This window comes from Streptomyces sp. NPDC102406, assembly GCF_044765725.1.
Classification (GTDB): Bacteria; Actinomycetota; Actinomycetes; order Streptomycetales; family Streptomycetaceae; genus Streptomyces.
This window is the reverse complement of sequence record NZ_JBIWKP010000003.1, coordinates 558,768-576,060: the sequence shown is the minus strand read 5'-3', so window position 1 is coordinate 576,060 and position 17,293 is coordinate 558,768. Positions and strand designations below refer to the sequence as shown.

Sequence of the window (17,293 nt, the reverse complement as noted above, 5' to 3'; positions counted from 1 at the left end):
GGGGACCACTTTGCGGTCCCAAACGCACAAGTATGGGTCACGGGGATCATCCAACGGTTCACCGGGTGCCGCGCGCGGTGTACTTCTCCAGTTGCGGTACGTCCTTCTCCGTGACGAGCGCCGGTCCGGTGAGGACGGGCCGGCCGCCGCCCAGCACGTTGCCGTTGGTCTTGAAGAGCCACAGTTCGTCGACGGCGAGATATCCCTGGAGGTAGGGCTGCTGGTCGACCGCGAAGGTGACCTCCTTGGCCTTGAGACGCCGCACGACCTCGGCGTTCAGGTCGAAGGTGGCGATCTCCGCCTTGCTGCCGGCGCCGTCCTTCGCCTTCACCGCGAGGGCCGCGATCGGGGCGCCGAGCGCGACGATCGCGTCGATGTCCTCGTCGGCCTGGAGCTTGGCCTCGATGGAGGACTGGGAGCTGGGGGCGTTGGTGCCGTCGACGTTCAGGTTCTCGACGCTGCCCTCGAAGGTCTTCTTGACTCCGGCGCAGCGCTGTTCGAGGGAGACGTTGCCCTGCTCGTGGATGACGCACAGCACCTTCCTACGGCCTTCCCGCGCCAGCTTGGTGCCGACGGCCTCACCGGCCACGGACTCCTCCTGGCCGATGTGGCCGAGCGCGCCGTACTTCTGTGAGAACTCGGAGCCCGAGTTGATGGAGACCACCGGTATGCCCGCGGCCTTCGCCTTGCCGAGCACCGCCCGCATGGCCTCCGGTTTGGCGAGCGTGACGACGATCCCGTCGACCTTCTTGTCGATCGCGGCCTGGACCAGTTCGGCCTGGCCCTTGGCCTCCTTGTCGTTGGAGTAGAGGAAGTCGACGTTGTCCTTGGCGGCGGCCTGCTTGGCACCGCTGCGCACGATGTCCCAGAAGGTGTCGCCCTCGCCCGAGTGCGTGATCATGGCGATCTTGAGGCGGGGCGTGGAGACGCCCTTGCCGCTCTGCGAGGCGTCCGCCTTGTCCTCGGAGTCCTTGCCGCCCGATCCGCTGCATCCGGCGGCGAGGGCGAGCACGGCGACGAGGGCCGCGGCCGTACGAGCTGTGCGGGGCGTGCGCATGGTGGAGCACCTCTCCTCCGGCCGCGCGGTGCGGCTGGAGGAGTTTGTAGCGGGGTCCCGTCGCAGCGTCAATGAATGTGTCAGAACATACGGACCACACGCCCCCGCGGGAGCCGCTTTGTCAGGACAAAGGATTGACAGTATGTGTGGGGGGCGGCACGTTGGGTCCATGCGCATCGGACTCATCGGAACGGGCCGGATCGGAACTTTTCACGCGGGTGTGCTGGAGCGGTACCGGGAGATCGGCTCGCTCGTCGTCACCGACGCCGAGCCCGCGCGGGCCGTCGCGCTCGCCGACCGGATCGGGGCGAGCGCGGCGCCGGGCGTCGACGAGCTGTTCGCCCGGGGCGTCGACGCCCTGGTGATCACGGCGGCCACCGCGGCGCACGCCGAGCTGATCGGCCGCGCCGCGCGAGCCGGCCTGCCCGTGTTCTGCGAGAAACCCATCGCGGTCGACCTGCCGGGGACCCTGGCGGCGCTGCGTCAGGTCGAGGCGGCGGGCACCGTCCTCCAGCTCGGCTTCCAGCGGCGCTTCGACGCCGGGTACACGGCGGCGCGGGAAGCCGTCAGGTCCGGGTCGCTCGGGCGGCTGCACACCGTGCGGGCCATGACCTCCGACCCGGCGCCGCCACCGGCCGCCTACCTCCCGCTCTCCGGGGGGCTCTACCGGGACTGCCTCGTCCACGACTTCGACATCCTGCGCTGGGTGACGGGGCGCGAGATCGCCGAGGTGTACGCGACCGGTTCCGACGCGGGGCCCCCGATGTTCCGGGAGGCGGGGGACGTCGACACGGCGGCCGTCGTGCTGACCCTGGACGACGGGACCCTGGCGACGGCCACGGCGACGCGGTGCAACGGCGCCGGGTACGACGTGCGGATGGAGCTCGCCGGTGAACGCGACACGGTGATCGTGGGCCTCGACGACCGGACGCCGGTCACCTCGACCGAACCGGAGGGCCCACCGGCTGCCGCCAAGCCGTGGCCCGGATTCCTGGAACGGTTCGCACCCGCCTACGAGGCCGAGCTGAAGGCGTTCGTCGACGTGGTCCGCGGGGAGCGGGCCAACCCCTGCGACGGCCGGGAGGCGCTCGCGGCGCTCCGGGTCGCCGAGGCGTGCGAGGTCTCCCGGGCCGAGCGGCGGCCGGTACGGGTCGCGGAGATCGCCGGGGCGTGACCGTCCCTGCCGCCTAGGGCGTGTTGCGAAAGCCCCTCCCCAGCCTCCGGCCGGGAGGCCCCCCGGCCCCGCGGCGTCTGGTGCGTGCGATCGCAAGGCGCCGGGGCGTCCTCATAGCGGAGTTATGCGGGGGCGTTCCGGCACGCCGCGAGCAGGCGTGCCGGACGCCGCGGGGCAGGCAGGACTTTCGCAACCCGCCCTGGTCCCGCGCGACCGGGCGGCGTCACCAGCGCACGGGCAGGGTGCGCACTCCGCGCATCAGCATGCCGGGCAGCCAGGTGCTCGGCTCGGCGTCCAGGGCCAGGTCCGGGCAGCGCTCCAGCAGGGAGCGGATCGCCGTGCGGCCCTCGATGCGGGCCAGCGGGGCGCCCAGGCAGAAGTGGATGCCGTGGCCGAACGCCAGGTGCCCGCGGGCGTCGCGGCGGATGTCGAAGCGGTCCGGCTCCGGGAAGCGGTCCGGGTCGCGGCCCGCCGAGCCGATGCCGATGAGGACGGGCGCGCCCGCCGGGATCACCGTGCCGTCGATATCGACCGGCTGCGCCGCGAAGCGGTGGGTGGCGGTCTCCACCGGGCCGTCGTAACGCAGCATCTCCTCCACGGCGCCGTCGAGGAGGCTCATGTCCGCGCGCAGCGCGGCGAGTTGGTCGGGGTGGGCGAGCAGGGCGCGCACCCCGTTGCCGATCAGGTTGACCGTGGTCTCGTGGCCCGCGATGAGCAGCAGGAAGGCCATGGCGCGCAGCTCGGACGGGGAGAGCCGGTCGCCGTCCTCGGCGGTGGTCCTGATGAGCGCGCTCAGCAGGTCGTCGGCGGGCTCCGAGGCCCGCTTGTCCTCGATCAACGCGTCGAGGAATGCCGCCAGTTCGGCGTAGACCTCCGATTCGTCGTCGCTGGTGGGCGCGACCACCTGGGTCGACATCCGGCGGAAGCGGTCCCGGTCGATGTCGGGGACGCCGAGCAGCTCGCAGATGACGACGAGGGGGAGCGGGAAGGCCAGCGCGGCGATGAGGTCGGCGGAGCCGCGCGGCACCATGTCGTCCAGCAGCTCGTCCGTGATCTTCTGGATGCGCTGTTCGAGGCCGGCGACCCGGCGCGCGGTGAACTCCCGGGTGACCAGCGACCGGAGCCTGCCGTGCTCGGGCGGGTCGGCGAAGAGCAGGTGCCGCCCGATGAGGTCGCTCTCCACGTCCCATTCCCAGGGCGGGGACTTGACGAGGCGCGGGTCGGTGAACGCGGCCCGGGCCGCCTCGTGGCCGACGATGAGCCACAGCTCCTCGCGGGGTCCGGGGCCCGGTGTGCGCACGTGGTGCACGGCGCCGCGGCGGCGCAGCGCGTCGTAGACGGGGTAGGGGTCGGCGTAGAACGACCGCGCGCCGTTCGCGAAGTGATCGAGGTCGACGGTCTCGCCCAGCTCTGCCATGGTCGCGCACTCCCCGCTCTCGTCCCGGTCGCCGCCGGCGCTCACCCTCTCACCCCATCCAACTCGCCCCGCTCACGATCGGTTCCCGTCCGGCGCCGCCGGTCTCCAGGAACCGGGCGAGCGGCAGGGTCGCCGCGCCGACCGTGACCGCGTCGGCGCCGAGGCGGCCGAGTTCGACGGTGGTCTGCGCGAAGGGGTGGCGCAGCGCGTACGCGGCGGCGGCGCGGCGCACTGGTTCGATGAGGCGCGGGCCGAGGAGCAGTCCGGCCCAGCCGCCGACGACGATCCGTTCCGGGTTGAAGAGGTTGACCAGGTCGGCGATGCCCGCGCCGAGGAACTCCGCCGTCTCGTCCAGGAGTTGACCCGTGCCGGGATCGGCCAGGAGTTCGGCGAGCGCGCCCTCCTCGTCCTGCGAGGTCCAGCTTCCGCCCGCTTCCCGCCACCGTTCGAGGAGGGCTTCGGCGCCGACGTACGCCTCCAGGCAGCCGCGCGAGCCGCACCGGCAGAGCCGTCCGCCGACCTGGAGGACGGTGTGGCCCCACTCCCCCGCGCTGCTGGAGGAGCCCTGGTAGGGCACGCCGTCGGCGATGACGCAGGCGCCGACGCCGGAGCCGATCAGGGTGATCACGGCGTTGCGGGCGCCGCGGCCCGCGCCGAACCACATCTCGGCGCGGCCGAGGGTCTTGGCGCCGTTGTCGACGAACAGCGGGATCTGAGGCGGGAGTTCGCCGGGGGCGCGCAGCATCGCCTCCAGGGGGACGGCCTCCCAGCCGATGGTCTGGCCGTGCACGACGGCGCCGGCCGGGCCGGAGGCGTCCACGATGCCGGGCACCCCGATGCCGACGCCGATGAGGGACGCGGGGGTCACGTCGGTCCCGGCAAGGACCTGGGTGAGGCCGCCCGCGATGAGGCGTACGACCTCGTGGGCATCGTAGGTGCCGTCCGGTGCCGCCTCGGGCAACGGGGCCTCCGCGCGCGCGAGTTCGCGCAGCGACAGGTCGAACAGCTCGACGCGGACCCGGGTCTCGCCGACGTCCACCCCGACGACGTGGCCGCTGCCGGGTGCGACGCGCAGCAGGGTCCGCGGGCGACCGCCGTCGGAGTCGACGGAGCCGGCCTCCTCCACGAGTCCGTCGGCGACCAGTTCGGCGACGACGTTGCTGATGGAGCCCGAGCTGAGGGCCGTGAGCGGGCCCAGTTCCTGTCTGCTGAGCGGTCCGTCGAAGTAGAGCTTGCTCAATACCGCGGCCCGGTTGTTGCGGCGCAGATCGCGCACCGTCCGCCGGCGTGGTCCTGCCATGCCTTGCTCCACCCCTTCACCTCACCTTCGCCCCACGCTCAGAGCCTGGCTTCGATCACGGTGTGAAATTTACCGTGGTCCGGGGGTCCCTCAGCCGTCGAGCAGGCCCGCGTCGTGCACCAGCAGGGCGATCTGCACGCGGTTGTTGAGGCCGAGTTTGGTCATGATGCGGGAGACGTGCGCCTTGACGGTGGCGACGCTGAGGTAGAGGGTCCCGGCGATCTCCGCGTTGGACTTGCCGCGGCCGACCTCGACGGCGACGTCGCGTTCCCGCTCGGCGAGGTCGGCGAGGCGCCGCCGCGCGCCGGCCGTGCGGAGGTCGCGTTCGGAGGCCGCGGCATGGGCCATCAACTGACGGGTCACCGCGGGCGAGAGCACGGGGTCCCCCGCGACGACCCGGCGCACGGCGTCGAGGATGTCGCCGGGGGTGGCGTCCTTGAGCACGAATCCGGCGGCGCCCGCCCGCAGCGCCCGCAGCACCTGTTCGTCGGCGTGGAAGGTGGTGAGGAGGACCACTTCGGGGGCGTCCGGCCGGGCTCGTAGCAGTTCGGTGGCGGTGAGCCCGTCCATGTTCGGCATGCGGATGTCCATGAGGACGACGTCGGGCCCGGCCGACCCCGCGGCCGCGAGCGCTTCCTCGCCGTCGGCCGCCTCACCCACGATGACGATGTCCTGGGCCCCGCCGAGCATCAGGGTCAGGCCGGAGCGGACCAGCGGGTCGTCGTCGACGAGCAGCAGACGGATCGCGTTCATGGGAGCACCGTAACCAAGCGGGGAGCCGCGTCGGGGCGGCGTGTCAGCCGGACCACGGCAACCAGGCGGTGACGACGAAGCCGCCGTCGGGTCCCGGCCCGTGGTGGAGGCGACCGCCGGTGAGGGTGGCGCGTTCGGTCAGGCCGATCAGACCTTGTCCCGAGCCGGGGACGTGCGCGACCTCGCCGGTCGGCGGGGGGTTGGTGACGGTGACGGTGAGTCCGTCGCCGGGGGCGCCGCGGACCGCGACCGTGACCTCGGCGCCCGGCGCGTGTTTGCGGGCGTTGGTCAGGCCCTCCTGGGCGATGCGGTAGGCGGTGCGGCCCACGGAGGCGGGGACGGCCGCGGGGTCGGTGACCCGCTGGTCGAGGGTGACCTTCATGCCTGCCTCGTGGGACTCGGCGATCAGGGTGTCCAGGGCGCCGAGCGTGGGCTGGGGCCGCCCGGGCTCCTCGCCGTGGTCCCCGGCGCGCAGCACGCCGATGATCTCGCGGAGGTCCTGGAGCGCCTCGTGCGCGCTCTCCCTGATGACGCCCGCGGCGCGGGCGATCTCCTCCTGCGAGGCGTCGGGCCGGAACTCCAGGGCGCCCGCGTGGACGCTGAGGAGTGTCAGGCGGTGGGCCAGGACGTCGTGCATCTCGCGGGCGATGGCCTCGCGGGCCAGCCGCTGGGCCTGCTCGGCGCGGAGCGCCGCCTCGGTCTCGGCGCGGTGGGCGCGGTCCCGCAGCGACAGCAGGAGCTGGCGCCGGGAGCGGACGAACATGCCCCAGCCGACGACGGTGACGGTGACGACGACGGTCCACGCCACGGCCGTCAGGTAGGACGCGTCGGGGTCGGGCCGCAGCCAGAAGAAGAGGGGGACGAAGGCGAGGGACACCCCCGCGGTCCAGGCGACGTAGCGGAAGGGGCGGTGCACGGCGAGCGTGTACAGCGCGATCATGCCCGCGCCCGCGGAGCTGTTGGAGATGAAGCCGACCGGGATCATCGCGACGGCCAGGCCGAGCGGCCACCGTCTGCGCAGCCAGACCGCGGCGCAGGCCAGCGCGCCGAGCAGTTGGTCGACCCCGGCGAGGACGTCGGGGGTGTTCGGGTCGTCCCAGACCTGCTCGGCGAAGGCGAGGCCGAGGAAGACGGCGATCAGGAAGCAACTGAAGTCGACGATCCAGTCCCGCGGGGTGCGCCGTCTGCGGCCCGGGCGCCCGTCCGGGTCCAGGTCCAGTTCGTCCAGGACGGCCGAGGGCAGCACCCAGCGGCGCCACGGCAGGGCAGGACCGTCCGCCGGTTGCGGGGTCGTGGTCTGCGGCGATGGCTCCATGACCGACAAATCTACGCACCGGACGTGCCCCGCACCGCCCGGTGCGCCGGGTGTGCGACTTAAGTCGCAGGGGTGTGGACTTCGGTCGTACGGGACCGCTCCCGGCAGCGACTCGTGCCGTACGTGCCTCGCCCCGCGGCCGATGTGCGTGGGGAGTCCGCGGGGCGAGGGTCTCGGGCATGGACAAGAAGCAGTGGTGGCAGATTCTCGAGGTCGTGGGCGCGGTCGCCCTGTTCCAGGGCGCGGCGGGCCTCGTCCACGAGTTCACCGGGTGGCTGGGCTGGGGCCTGGCCGGGCACCTCGCCTTCCTCGACGGCCACGAGGTGTACGGCAGCCTCGCGATGATCGTGCTCGCGATCGCCTTGTTCGCGGCCGCCGAGAGCCAGAAGGGGAATTAGGGCGTCCGGCTCCTGGGCGTCCCCGGCTCAGCAGCCGAAGTCGACCAGGTCGAACGACGCGTAGTGGTCGGACGTGTAGTAGTCCTCCTGGCTCGCCGAGCCGGTGACGATGCGGCGGGCGCCGCGGTCGGAGGAGCCCGGGGTGATGACCGTGTACTCGTGGTAGTAGCCGGTGGTCCTGGACGGCAGGACGCCCTCGCGGTTCTGGAAGACGGTGCCGTCCTGGTCGTACGGGTACGGGCCGCCCCGCGCGATGAGGTCCAGGGTGTCGTGGGCCTGGGAGGGAAGGGCGGAGTAGCAGATGTCACCGACCGCGGCGGCGGAGAGGGGGGAGGCGGTGAGGACGGGGGCCGGGGCGGCCTGGGCGGCGACCGTGGCGGGGCCGCCGACGAAGAGGGCGGCGGCGAGCGCGGCGACGCTGATGAAGCGTGGGGGAATCTTCATACCCCTAGCATGACGCGCGTAGACGGGTACACGTCAACCCCAACTGCGGCATGTTCTCCGGGAGTTAACTCGCCGCTCGCCTGCCCCAGCCGGTCCCGGCCAGCACCAGCGCACCACCCAGCAGGCCGACCACCCCCAGGTGTTCACCGCCGAGCGCGATACCGGTGGCCGCCGCCCACAGGGGTTCGGTGCCGAGGAGCAGGCTGACACGGGACGGCGAACTGCGGCGTACGGCCCACATCTGCACGAAGAACGCGAACAGGGTGCAGAAGACGGCCAGGAACAGCAGCCCCGCCCAGTCGGCGGGCCCGAAGGACGCCGCCGCGTCCCAGGGTGCGGCGCCCGTTCCGGGCAGGGCGCACAGCACGGCGAACACGGTGACGGCCGTGCCGAGCTGGACGGTCGTCAGGGGCAGCGCGTCGGCTCCCCGTACGGACTTCAGCCGCGCCATGACGAGCACGTGCAGGGTGCGGGCGAGCGCCGCGAGGAGCATCAGGAGGTCGCCCGCGGAGGGCGTCGTGAAGCCGCCGCCCTGGGTGAGCAGGACGACGCCGAGCACGGACGTCGCGGCTGCCGCCAGGAAGGTGCGGGAGGGCCGGATGCCGGTGACGGCCGCCTCGGCGAGCGGCGTGAAGATCATGGTGAGGCTGATGATGAGGCCCGCGTTGGTCGCCGAGGTGTGCACGACGCCGTACGTCTCCAGGAGGAAGATCCCGCTGAGGATCAGGCCGAGCGTGCCGGCGCCGCGCCACTGGGCGGCGGTCAGGGACCGCAGCGCCCGCCGTCCGGCCACGGCGAGCACGGGCAGCACGATCCCGAAGCGCAGGACGAGGACCGAGAGCACGGTGGACGGGGTGGTGACGCCCTTGGCGGCGAGGTAACTGGCGCCCCAGACGACAGCGACCGCGAGGAGCGGGGTGTCGGTGAGCCAGGCACGGGGCCGGGGCGCGGGCAGCGCGAGCGAGGTCAAGGGCGTCTCTTTCGGCGGCGTCGGAAGGCTGTGGAGACGTCGTCGGCTCGCACGGGGGCGATCACCGTACTCGATCGCCGCGTCCGATTGCCGCCAGCTTCGGTGCGCGTACGCCGCTGTACTCGAAGCACGACAGCGGACGAGAGCGGGAGAACTGATGACGAACAAGGTGGCTCTGGTGACCGGTGGCAGCCGGGGCATAGGCGCGGCGACGGCGCTGCGGCTCGCGGAGGACGGCTTCGACGTCGCCGTCACCTATGTACGGGGCAAGGAGGCCGCCGACGAGGTCGTGCGGCGGATCGAGGCGCTGGGGCGGCGCGGCGTGGCGGTGCGTGCCGATGCCGCCGACGCGGACGAGGCGGCGGGGGCGGTGTCGGCGACCGTGGAGGGCCTCGGCCGGCTCGATGTGCTCGTGAACAACGCCGGTGTCGGTGTCCTCGGCCCGCTGGAGGGTCTGACCCTGGACGACGTGGACCGGGTCCTCGCGGTGAACGTGCGCGGTGTCTTCCTCGCCTCGCAGGCCGCGGCGTCGGCGATGGGCGAGGGCGGTCGCATCGTCACGATCGGCACGTGCATGGCCAAGCGCGTGCCGGGGCCCGGTGGCACGCTCTACGCGATGAGCAAGTCGGCCCTGATCGGGTTGACGAAGGCCCTGGCCAGGGAGCTGGGCGGGCGCGGCATCACGGCGAACGTCGTCCACCCGGGGCCGATCGACACGGATCTGAACCCGGCGGACGGCCCCTACGCGGCCGGTCAGGCGCAGCTCACGGCGCTCGGCCGGTTCGGCACGGCCGACGAGGTGGCCCGGACGGTGGCCCATCTGGCGGGCCCCGCGGCGGCGTACGTCACGGGTGCCGAGCTGGCGGTGGACGGCGGTCACGCCGCGTAGGGCGAGGCGACGCGGGGCGCACCGGTGCTGTCGGGCCGGCGCGCCCCGCGAGACCGTACGGGACCGCTATCCGCCCAACTCCGCGTGGCGGGCGGTCAGTTCGGCTGTGCCTCGCTCCGTGAGGGAGCCGAACAGGCGCAGGCGGGAGATGCCGCCGTCGGGGTAGATGTCGATGCGGGCGTGGGTGGCGACCGCCGGGGCGTCGAGCACGAAGCGGTGGTTCGTGTCGGGCTGGAGGCGGGTGCGGGGCAGCACCTCGACCCAGTCGCCGTCGCCGCCCTCGGAGACGTCCTTGACGGAGACCGAGGCCCACCCCGCCGAGTTGCCCTTCAGGTATGCCGTGTCGATCTCCAGGGCGCGGATCTGCGCCTGCGCGGCGAGCCGGTAGCTGATCCAGTCGTTGCCGTTGTCGCGGCGGCGCCGGGTCTCCCAGCCGTCGTCCATCTTGCGGGAGTAGCCCGGCTGGATGGTGTTGGAGGCGGGCGAGTAGAAGAGGTTCGAGGCGTCCTCGGCCCGGCCGCCGTTGGCGAGGGCGACGACGTCGAAGGTGCCGAGCGCGGCGAGCCACTTCGGGTCGGGGACGACCTCGCCGTGGACGCGCAGGCGGGCGATGCCGCCGTCGGGGTGCTGGTTGACGCGCAGGTGCGTGAAGCACTGCTCGACGTCGACCGCGAAGCCGTTGGCCGCGTGGCCGCCGACCGCCGTGCGCGGGACGAGCGTCGTCCACTTCACGTCGGGGGCGAGCAGTTCCTCGGGGGTCGGCGCGCCCGGCACGGAGGTGGCCTCGACGGAGACGGCCTGCGGGTAGTTGCCGCGGAAGTGGGCGGTGTCGACGACGATGCCGCGGACGACGCCGGGGGCGCCGAGGCGGACGAGCGCCCAGTCGTGGTCGTCGGCGGTGGGCCAGGGGTGCTCGGGGCCCGTGCCGCGGCGGCGGCGGGTCTCCCAGCCGTCCATGATCTTGCCCTTGTGGCCGAAGTGCTCCGGGTCGAACTCGGCGCGCTCCGCCACGAGGAGGTTCTCGCGCTGGGCGAAGAACTCGTCGTTCGCGGCGATCACCCCGGCGCCGAGGGTGCGCGCGGCGAGGTCGGCGTACCGGGTGAAGGGGAAGTCCGCGGTGCGGTAGTCGGCGTACGGGTCGCCGCCGCCGTACGGGCTGGCGTCACCGGTGAAGCGGGGTGTCTCAGAGGATGCGGCCACGGTGCTACTGGTTCCTTTCGAGCAGCTTGCCCTGCGGGGCGGTGAACTCGCCGTCGGCGGCGATGCGTTCGCCGCGCAGCCAGGTGGACTTGACGACGCCGTGCAGCGTCTTGCCCGCGTACGCGGTGACGCGGTTGCGGTGCTGGAGCGCGGCCGGGTCGACGGTGAAGGTCTCGTCGGGGGCGAGCACCGCGAAGTCGGCGTCGCGGCCGACGGCGATGGCGCCCTTGCGGTCGTCGAGGCCGACCAGCTCCGAGGTGCGTGCCGACATCCAGCGGACCACGTCGTCGAGGGAGTACCCGCGCCGGCGGGCCGCGGTCCAGACGGCGGAGAGGCTGAGCTGGAGTCCGGAGATGCCGCCCCAGGCGGTGGCGAAGTCGTCGGTCTTCAGGTCGGCGGTGGACGGCGAGTGGTCGGTGACGACGCAGTCGATGGTGCCGTCGGCGAGCGCCTGCCACAGCAGGTCCTGGTTGGCGGCCTCGCGGATCGGCGGGCAGCACTTGAACTCGCTGGCGCCGTCCGGGACCTCCTCCGCGGTGAGCGTGAGGTAGTGCGGGCACGTCTCGACGGTCAGCTTGACGCCGTCGGCCTTGGCGGCGGCGATCAGGGGCAGCGCGTCGGAGGAGGACAGGTGCAGGATGTGGACGCGGGCGCCGATCCGCCTGGCGGTGTCGATGAGGCCCTTGATGGCGACGTCCTCGGAGACCCGGGGGCGGGTGGCGAGGTAGTCGTCGTACTTCGGGCCGCTGGTGTGCGGGGCGGCGTCGAGCTCGTGCGGGTCCTCCGCGTGCACGATCAGCAGGCCCCCGAACCCGGCGATCTCGGCCATGGAGGCGGTGAGCCGGTCGCTGTCCAGGTGCGGGAACTCGTCCACGCCGGAGGGCGACAGGAAGCACTTGAAGCCGAAGACGCCGGCGTCGTGCAGCGGGCGCAGGTCCTTGACGTTGTCGGGCAGGGCGCCGCCCCAGAAGCCGACGTCGATGTGGGCCTTGGCGGCGGCGACCTCCTGCTTGACGCGGAGGTTGGCGACGCTGGTGGTCGGCGGCAGGGAGTTGAGCGGCATGTCGACGAGGGTCGTGATGCCACCGGCCGCGGCGGCGCGGGTGGCGGTCCAGAACCCCTCCCACTCGGTGCGCCCAGGGTCGTTCACGTGGACGTGCGTGTCCACGATGCCGGGCAGCAGCGCGTCGTCGCCGAAGTCCTCGAGGCGGGCGCCGGCCGGTATCTCCGCGTCGTGGTCGAGCACCGCGACGATCTTCCCGCCGGCGACGGCCACCGACGCGGGCCGCGTACCGTCGGGGGTGATGACGCGGGTCGAGCGCAGCACCAGTTCGACTTCGACGTCCGACACCCTGGACCTCCTCTATTTCAACGTTCTGTTGAAGGAGTCTTCACTCCTCGTTCGCGGTCCGTCAAGGGTCCGCGGCGCGCACCGGACGTCCTGAGGCAGCTCTAGACGTTTCCACAAAGTGAAATTATGATTCCGGTAGGCAGAATGTAGCTACCGACGAACTTCGGGGTCAAGGGATCACCGCCCAGGAAACCGCCGGTAGGCTGCACCATCGCCTGCTTGTCCTCGAAAGGAACGCGCCGTGCCGACGTCCAACGCCAGCACCTCCGATGCCGCCAAGTCCGCGCCCAGCGGTGGCGTCCAGTCCCTGGAGCGCGCCTTCGACCTCCTGGAGCGGATGGCCGACGCCGGCGGCGAGGTGGGCCTCAGCGAGCTCTCCGCGAGCAGCGGGCTGCCCCTGCCCACGATCCACCGCCTGATGCGCACCCTGGTCGCCTGCGGCTACGTACGCCAGCAGCCCAACCGGCGCTACGCGCTCGGCCCCCGCCTGATCCGCCTCGGCGAGTCCGCCGCGCGGCTGCTCGGCACCTGGGCCAGGCCCTACCTCGCCCGGCTCGTCGAGGAGACCGGTGAGACGGCGAACATGGCGCTGCTCGACGGGGACGAGATCGTGTACGTCGCCCAGGTGCCCTCCAAGCACTCGATGCGGATGTTCACCGAGGTCGGGCGCCGGGTGCTGCCGCACTCCACCGGGGTGGGCAAGGCGCTGCTCGCGCACGCCCCGGCCGGTGAGGTCCGCTCGCTGCTCGCGCGGACCGGGATGCCCGCGGCGACCGAGAAGACGATCACCACGGCCGACGGTTTCCTCGACGCGCTGGAGGAGGTGCGCCGCCTCGGCTACGCCGTCGACGACAACGAGCAGGAGATCGGCGTGCGCTGCCTCGCGGTGCCGGTGCCGAACTCGCCCACGGCGGCGGCCATCTCGATCTCCGGCCCGGCGGGACGCGTCACGGAGGCCGCCACCGACAAGATCGTGCCGGTGCTCCAGCAGGTGGCGCGCGAGTTGTCGGAGGCGCTGGCCAGCTCGGGCCAGCCCGTCACCGGCTAGGCGGCCTCACCGGACCGGCCAGGAAGCCTCACCGGCCCGCGCTCAGTCGGTCCTCGGGCCCGCGAACAGTTCGATCGCGCCGCGCACCTGGGTGAGCGCCGCCGACAGGGCGCTCATCGAGCCGATGGCGCCCGCGACCAGCAGCAGCGACCTGTGCAGCCGCGGCGCCTCGGGGATGCCGACGCTCACCATCGCGTCGAGCGCGGCCAGTTCCTCCTCGGCGATGACGCGGTCGGGGAACTCCGCCGGATGAGCGGCGAGCTCCCGGCGCAACCGGGACACGGCCGCCCGCAGCTCCGCCACCCGCGGGTCCTCCTCGCCGCCCGTCACGCGCCTTCGCTCCTGCCCCTGCTCCGCGCTCCGCAACACAGGTCTCCCCTCGCACGCCCTTGTGCGCCTGTCGTTCCGCTGTCGTACGCCCTTGCCGACCACCCGCGCCGGGCGCTGGTCGGGTGCCCAACTCGGGTTCGAAGGCGCCCAGTTAACGCCACGACCCCGCTTTCGCGCCAGTCCGTTGCGTAAGGCAACCGCCTGCGTTCGGGCGCCGCCCCGGCCCGTGCGGTATGCAGGGGGCATGACGACCAATGCATCGGACGAGGTGGCCGGGCTGCTGCTCGCCGCGGGGGGCGGGCGACGGCTCGGGGGGCGCCCGAAGGCCCTGCTGACGCACCGGGGGCGCCCGCTCGTGGAGCACGCGGTGCGGATGGCGCGGGAGGGGGGATGCGGGCCGCTGCACGTGGTACTCGGAGCGGCGGCCGGTGACGTACGGACACGGGCCCGGCTGGAGGGCTGTGTGCTCGTGGAGAACCCCGCTTGGGAAGAGGGCATGGGCTCGTCGCTGCGCGCGGGCCTCGACTCGCTCGCGGCCACCGGGGCGTCCGCCGCGCTCGTCCTGCTCGTGGACCAGCCGGGGATCGGCGCCGCCGCGGTGGCCAGGGTCCGGGCGGCGTACCGCTCGCCCGCGTCCCTGGTGGCGGCGGCGTACGACGGGGAGCGCGCGCATCCGGTGCTGTTCGGCCGCGACCACTGGGCGGGGATCGCGGCGGGCGCGGCCGGGGACCGCGGGGCCCGCGACTACCTGAAGAAGCACGCGGGCAGCGTGGCCCTGGTGGAGTGCGGGGATGTCGCCGAGGCGTACGACATCGACACGGCGGCGGACCTCCGCCACCTTGAGTGAAAGGGGTGGCACTGAGCGCCACGTTCTGTCGATCCGGAGAATCTCGACATCAACAAACGATTGAACTTCCACAATGAGGAAACTAGTATCCACTGATCAGAAGGGCCGGTCCCCCGCAGAGGGGCCAGCAGCCGTACCCGGGCGCGCCCGGCACCGCGTGCCGACGCCCGCGCCCGCTCGCTGAAGGAAGTGACAGCCTCATGTCCGCACCAGCGCCGTCCCCGCTGGCCATCGTCGACGCCGCGCCCCTGCCCCGGCAGGACGAGGTGCTCACCGATGCGGCCCTCGCCTTCGTGGCCGAGCTGCACCGGCTGTTCACGCCCCGGCGTGACGAGCTGCTCGCCCGCCGCGCCGAGCGCCGCGCCGAGATCGCCCGCACCTCCACGCTCGACTTCCGCCCCGAGACGGCCGCGATCCGCGCGGACGACTCCTGGAAGGTCGCCCCCGCCCCGGCCGCGCTCAACGACCGCCGCGTCGAGATCACCGGCCCCACCGACCGCAAAATGACGATCAACGCGCTGAACTCGGGCGCCAGGGTCTGGCTCGCCGACTTCGAGGACGCCTCCGCGCCGACCTGGGCGAACGTGATCGGCGGCCAGCTCAACCTGACCGCCGCCTACGACCGCTCGATCGACTTCACCGACGAGCGCACGGGCAAGTCGTACGCGCTCAAGCCCGCCGACGAGCTCGCCACGGTCGTCATGCGCCCGCGCGGCTGGCACCTGAACGAGCGCCACCTCGTGGACGCCGACGGCACGGCGGTCCCCGGCGCCCTTGTCGACTTCGGCCTCTACTTCTTCCACAACGCCAAGCGCCTCATCGAGCTCGGCAAGGGCCCGTACTTCTACCTCCCGAAGACGGAGTCGTACCTGGAGGCGCGCCTGTGGAACGACATCTTCGTCTTCGCCCAGGACTACGTCGGCATCCCGCAGGGCACCGTCCGCGCCACCGTCCTCATCGAGACGATCACGGCCGCGTACGAGATGGAGGAGATCCTCTACGAGCTGCGCGACCACGCCTCCGGGCTCAACGCCGGGCGCTGGGACTACCTCTTCTCCATCGTCAAGAACTTCCGTGACGGCGGGCAGAAGTTCGTCCTGCCGGACCGCAACCTCGTGACGATGACCGCCCCCTTCATGCGGGCGTACACCGAACTCCTCGTCCGCACCTGCCACAAGCGCGGCGCGCACGCGATCGGCGGCATGGCGGCCTTCATCCCGTCCCGCAAGGACGCCGAGGTCAACAAGGTCGCGTTCGAGAAGGTGCGGGCCGACAAGGACCGCGAGGCCGGTGACGGCTTCGACGGCTCCTGGGTCGCCCACCCCGACCTCGTCCCGATCGCGATGGCCTCCTTCGACGCGGTCCTCGGCGAGAAGCCGAACCAGAAGGAGCGGCTGCGCGAGGACGTGTCGGTCGCCGCCGGTGACCTCATCGCCATCGACTCGCTCGACGCGAAGCCCACGTACGACGGTCTCGTCAACGCCGTCCAGGTCGGCATCCGTTACATCGAGGCGTGGCTGCGCGGCCTCGGCGCCGTCGCCATCTTCAACCTCATGGAGGACGCCGCCACCGCGGAGATCTCGCGCTCGCAGATCTGGCAGTGGATCAACGCGGGTGTCGTCTTCGAGGACGGCCGCACCGCCACCGCCGACCTGGCCCGCGAGGTCGCCGCCGAGGAGCTGGCGCACATCAAGGCCGAGATCGGCGAGGAGGCGTTCGCGGCCGGCAAGTGGCAGGAGGCGCACGACCTGCTGCTCCAGGTCTCCCTGGACGCGGACTACGCGGACTTCCTGACCCTGCCCGCCTACGAGCGGCTGGGCTGAGCGACCCGCACCGAGGCCCCCCGGCACCGCACAGCGCCGGGGGGCCTCACCCGAGGTGGACCGACCAGTCCTGCTCGGCGCCCGGCTTCCCGTGCAGATCGGGCACGCGCTTCAGCCACGACGGGCGCCCCTTCTCCATGGCGGCGGCCCGCCGGGCGTCCGCGGCGGCCAGTTCGTCGCGGGACGGAAAGTCCGTGGGCAGCCATGCCGCGGAGCTGCGGGCGCGGGCCAGCAGATAGGTGACGTACGCGTCCCGCGCCTCGTCCGGCGTCGCGAAGTCGGTCGTGAGCCAGGCGTCCGGGACCAGGGCCAGCACCTCGCGCAGCAGCTCCTCGGTGACCCGGGGCGCCAGTTCCGCGTCGGCCGCGCGGGTGTCCGGGCCGTGGCCGCCCAGTGCGTGGTGGCTGAAGTCGTACGCCTTGTCGGGCGCGGCCCCGTCCCAGCGGTGGTGGAAGACGAGCGCCGCGCCGTGGTCGATCAGCCAGAGCCGGGGCGGGGCCGTGCCGAACGTGGGCCACACCATCAGGTTCGAACTGTGCACCGTGCGGTCGACGTTGACGGTGAGCGCGTCGAGCCAGACGATCCGGCCGGCCTCCAGCGGGTCGACGGGGAAGGCCGCGGCGATCTCGGGCGTGAAGTCCGCGGCGCCCGGCAGGAAGTCCATGCCGAGGTTGAGCCCCGCGCTCGCCCGCAGCAGGTCCTGGACCTCCTGGTGCGGCTCGTCGGCGGCGACGGCCGGGTCGAAGTGGGCGAGCACCAGCACCGGGAAGCGCAGGCCGAGCCGGCGCGCCAGCTCCCCGACGACGATCTCGGCGACGAGCGCCTTGACGCCCTGGGCGGACCCGGTGAACTTCAGGACGTACGTGCCCAGGTCATCGGCCTCGACCACACCGGGCACGGAGCCGCCGGAGTGCAGCGGGTTGACGTAGCGGGTCACAGTGACCTCGTTCAGCATGTTCTTCGGCCACCCTGCTTCC

General features: G+C 72.6%; 17 protein-coding genes. 6 read left to right on the top strand and 11 right to left on the bottom strand.

Translation table 11 applies throughout. From position 1 onward, the window contains the following. Window positions 1–58: 58 nt before the first annotated feature. The gene (locus tag ACIRF8_RS16565; protein WP_404215344.1) at window positions 59–1,057 is read right to left on the bottom strand and encodes a sugar ABC transporter substrate-binding protein; all 999 of its coding nucleotides are present in this window, start codon (window positions 1,055–1,057) and stop codon (window positions 59–61) included. A 169-nt stretch (window positions 1,058–1,226) separates the two neighbouring features. On the opposite strand from ACIRF8_RS16565, the gene ACIRF8_RS16560 reads away from it, so the two are divergent. Next, complete coding sequence (locus ACIRF8_RS16560) at window positions 1,227–2,231, top strand: Gfo/Idh/MocA family oxidoreductase (protein WP_404215342.1); 1,005 nt, start codon at window positions 1,227–1,229, stop codon at window positions 2,229–2,231. Window positions 2,232–2,454: 223 nt separating this feature from the next. Here ACIRF8_RS16560 and ACIRF8_RS16555 read toward each other — a convergent pair whose 3' ends face one another. The 4 genes from ACIRF8_RS16555 to ACIRF8_RS16540 all read right to left on the bottom strand — a co-directional run bounded on the left by ACIRF8_RS16555 (window position 2,455) and on the right by ACIRF8_RS16540 (window position 7,016). Then, window positions 2,455–3,648: a cytochrome P450 gene (locus ACIRF8_RS16555; RefSeq protein WP_404215340.1), complete on the bottom strand. Its 1,194-nt coding sequence runs from the start codon at window positions 3,646–3,648 to the stop codon at window positions 2,455–2,457. 49 nt (window positions 3,649–3,697) lie between these two features. After that, the gene (locus ACIRF8_RS16550) at window positions 3,698–4,948 is read right to left on the bottom strand and encodes an ROK family protein (protein WP_404215338.1); all 1,251 of its coding nucleotides are present in this window, start codon (window positions 4,946–4,948) and stop codon (window positions 3,698–3,700) included. A gap of 90 nt (window positions 4,949–5,038) precedes the next feature. Further along, on the bottom strand, window positions 5,039–5,701 hold the full coding sequence (locus ACIRF8_RS16545; protein ID WP_404215336.1) for a response regulator: 663 nt from the start codon (window positions 5,699–5,701) through the stop codon (window positions 5,039–5,041). Window positions 5,702–5,744: 43 nt separating this feature from the next. After that, window positions 5,745–7,016 (bottom strand): histidine kinase, encoded by a 1,272-nt coding sequence (locus ACIRF8_RS16540; protein WP_404215334.1) that lies wholly within the window; start codon window positions 7,014–7,016, stop codon window positions 5,745–5,747. A 179-nt stretch (window positions 7,017–7,195) separates the two neighbouring features. Between ACIRF8_RS16540 and ACIRF8_RS16535 the strand changes: the two genes are divergently transcribed. Then, entirely contained in the window at window positions 7,196–7,414 is a 219-nt protein-coding gene (locus ACIRF8_RS16535; RefSeq protein ID WP_404215332.1) for a hypothetical protein, read from the top strand. Between the two features lie 27 nt (window positions 7,415–7,441). On the opposite strand, the gene ACIRF8_RS16530 is transcribed toward ACIRF8_RS16535, so the two are convergent. After that, the gene (locus tag ACIRF8_RS16530; protein ID WP_404215330.1) at window positions 7,442–7,858 is read right to left on the bottom strand and encodes a ribonuclease; all 417 of its coding nucleotides are present in this window, start codon (window positions 7,856–7,858) and stop codon (window positions 7,442–7,444) included. 64 nt (window positions 7,859–7,922) lie between these two features. Continuing rightward, window positions 7,923–8,828 (bottom strand): DMT family transporter, encoded by a 906-nt coding sequence (locus ACIRF8_RS16525; RefSeq protein WP_404215328.1) that lies wholly within the window; start codon window positions 8,826–8,828, stop codon window positions 7,923–7,925. A 157-nt stretch (window positions 8,829–8,985) separates the two neighbouring features. On the opposite strand from ACIRF8_RS16525, the gene ACIRF8_RS16520 reads away from it, so the two are divergent. After that, window positions 8,986–9,717 (top strand): SDR family oxidoreductase, encoded by a 732-nt coding sequence (locus tag ACIRF8_RS16520; protein ID WP_404215326.1) that lies wholly within the window; start codon window positions 8,986–8,988, stop codon window positions 9,715–9,717. A 66-nt stretch (window positions 9,718–9,783) separates the two neighbouring features. Here ACIRF8_RS16520 and alc read toward each other — a convergent pair whose 3' ends face one another. Together alc and allB are read right to left on the bottom strand one after the other, a co-directional pair. Next, on the bottom strand, window positions 9,784–10,917 hold the full coding sequence (gene alc, locus ACIRF8_RS16515) for an allantoicase (protein ID WP_404215324.1): 1,134 nt from the start codon (window positions 10,915–10,917) through the stop codon (window positions 9,784–9,786). A 4-nt stretch (window positions 10,918–10,921) separates the two neighbouring features. Continuing rightward, window positions 10,922–12,268, bottom strand: coding sequence for an allantoinase AllB (gene allB / locus ACIRF8_RS16510; protein WP_404215322.1), 1,347 nt, complete (start codon window positions 12,266–12,268; stop codon window positions 10,922–10,924). A gap of 241 nt (window positions 12,269–12,509) precedes the next feature. On the opposite strand from allB, the gene ACIRF8_RS16505 reads away from it, so the two are divergent. Next, on the top strand, window positions 12,510–13,316 hold the full coding sequence (locus ACIRF8_RS16505) for an IclR family transcriptional regulator (RefSeq protein ID WP_404215320.1): 807 nt from the start codon (window positions 12,510–12,512) through the stop codon (window positions 13,314–13,316). A 42-nt stretch (window positions 13,317–13,358) separates the two neighbouring features. Here ACIRF8_RS16505 and ACIRF8_RS16500 read toward each other — a convergent pair whose 3' ends face one another. Continuing rightward, window positions 13,359–13,646 (bottom strand): DUF5955 family protein, encoded by a 288-nt coding sequence (locus tag ACIRF8_RS16500; RefSeq protein ID WP_404215318.1) that lies wholly within the window; start codon window positions 13,644–13,646, stop codon window positions 13,359–13,361. A gap of 244 nt (window positions 13,647–13,890) precedes the next feature. On the opposite strand from ACIRF8_RS16500, the gene ACIRF8_RS16495 reads away from it, so the two are divergent. Then, on the top strand, window positions 13,891–14,493 hold the full coding sequence (locus ACIRF8_RS16495; protein WP_404215316.1) for an NTP transferase domain-containing protein: 603 nt from the start codon (window positions 13,891–13,893) through the stop codon (window positions 14,491–14,493). Window positions 14,494–14,693: 200 nt separating this feature from the next. Further along, window positions 14,694–16,316: a malate synthase A gene (gene aceB, locus ACIRF8_RS16490; protein WP_404215314.1), complete on the top strand. Its 1,623-nt coding sequence runs from the start codon at window positions 14,694–14,696 to the stop codon at window positions 16,314–16,316. A 46-nt stretch (window positions 16,317–16,362) separates the two neighbouring features. On the opposite strand, the gene ACIRF8_RS16485 is transcribed toward aceB, so the two are convergent. Beyond that, complete coding sequence (locus ACIRF8_RS16485) at window positions 16,363–17,271, bottom strand: HipA family kinase (protein WP_404215312.1); 909 nt, start codon at window positions 17,269–17,271, stop codon at window positions 16,363–16,365. Window positions 17,272–17,293 lie beyond the last annotated feature (22 nt).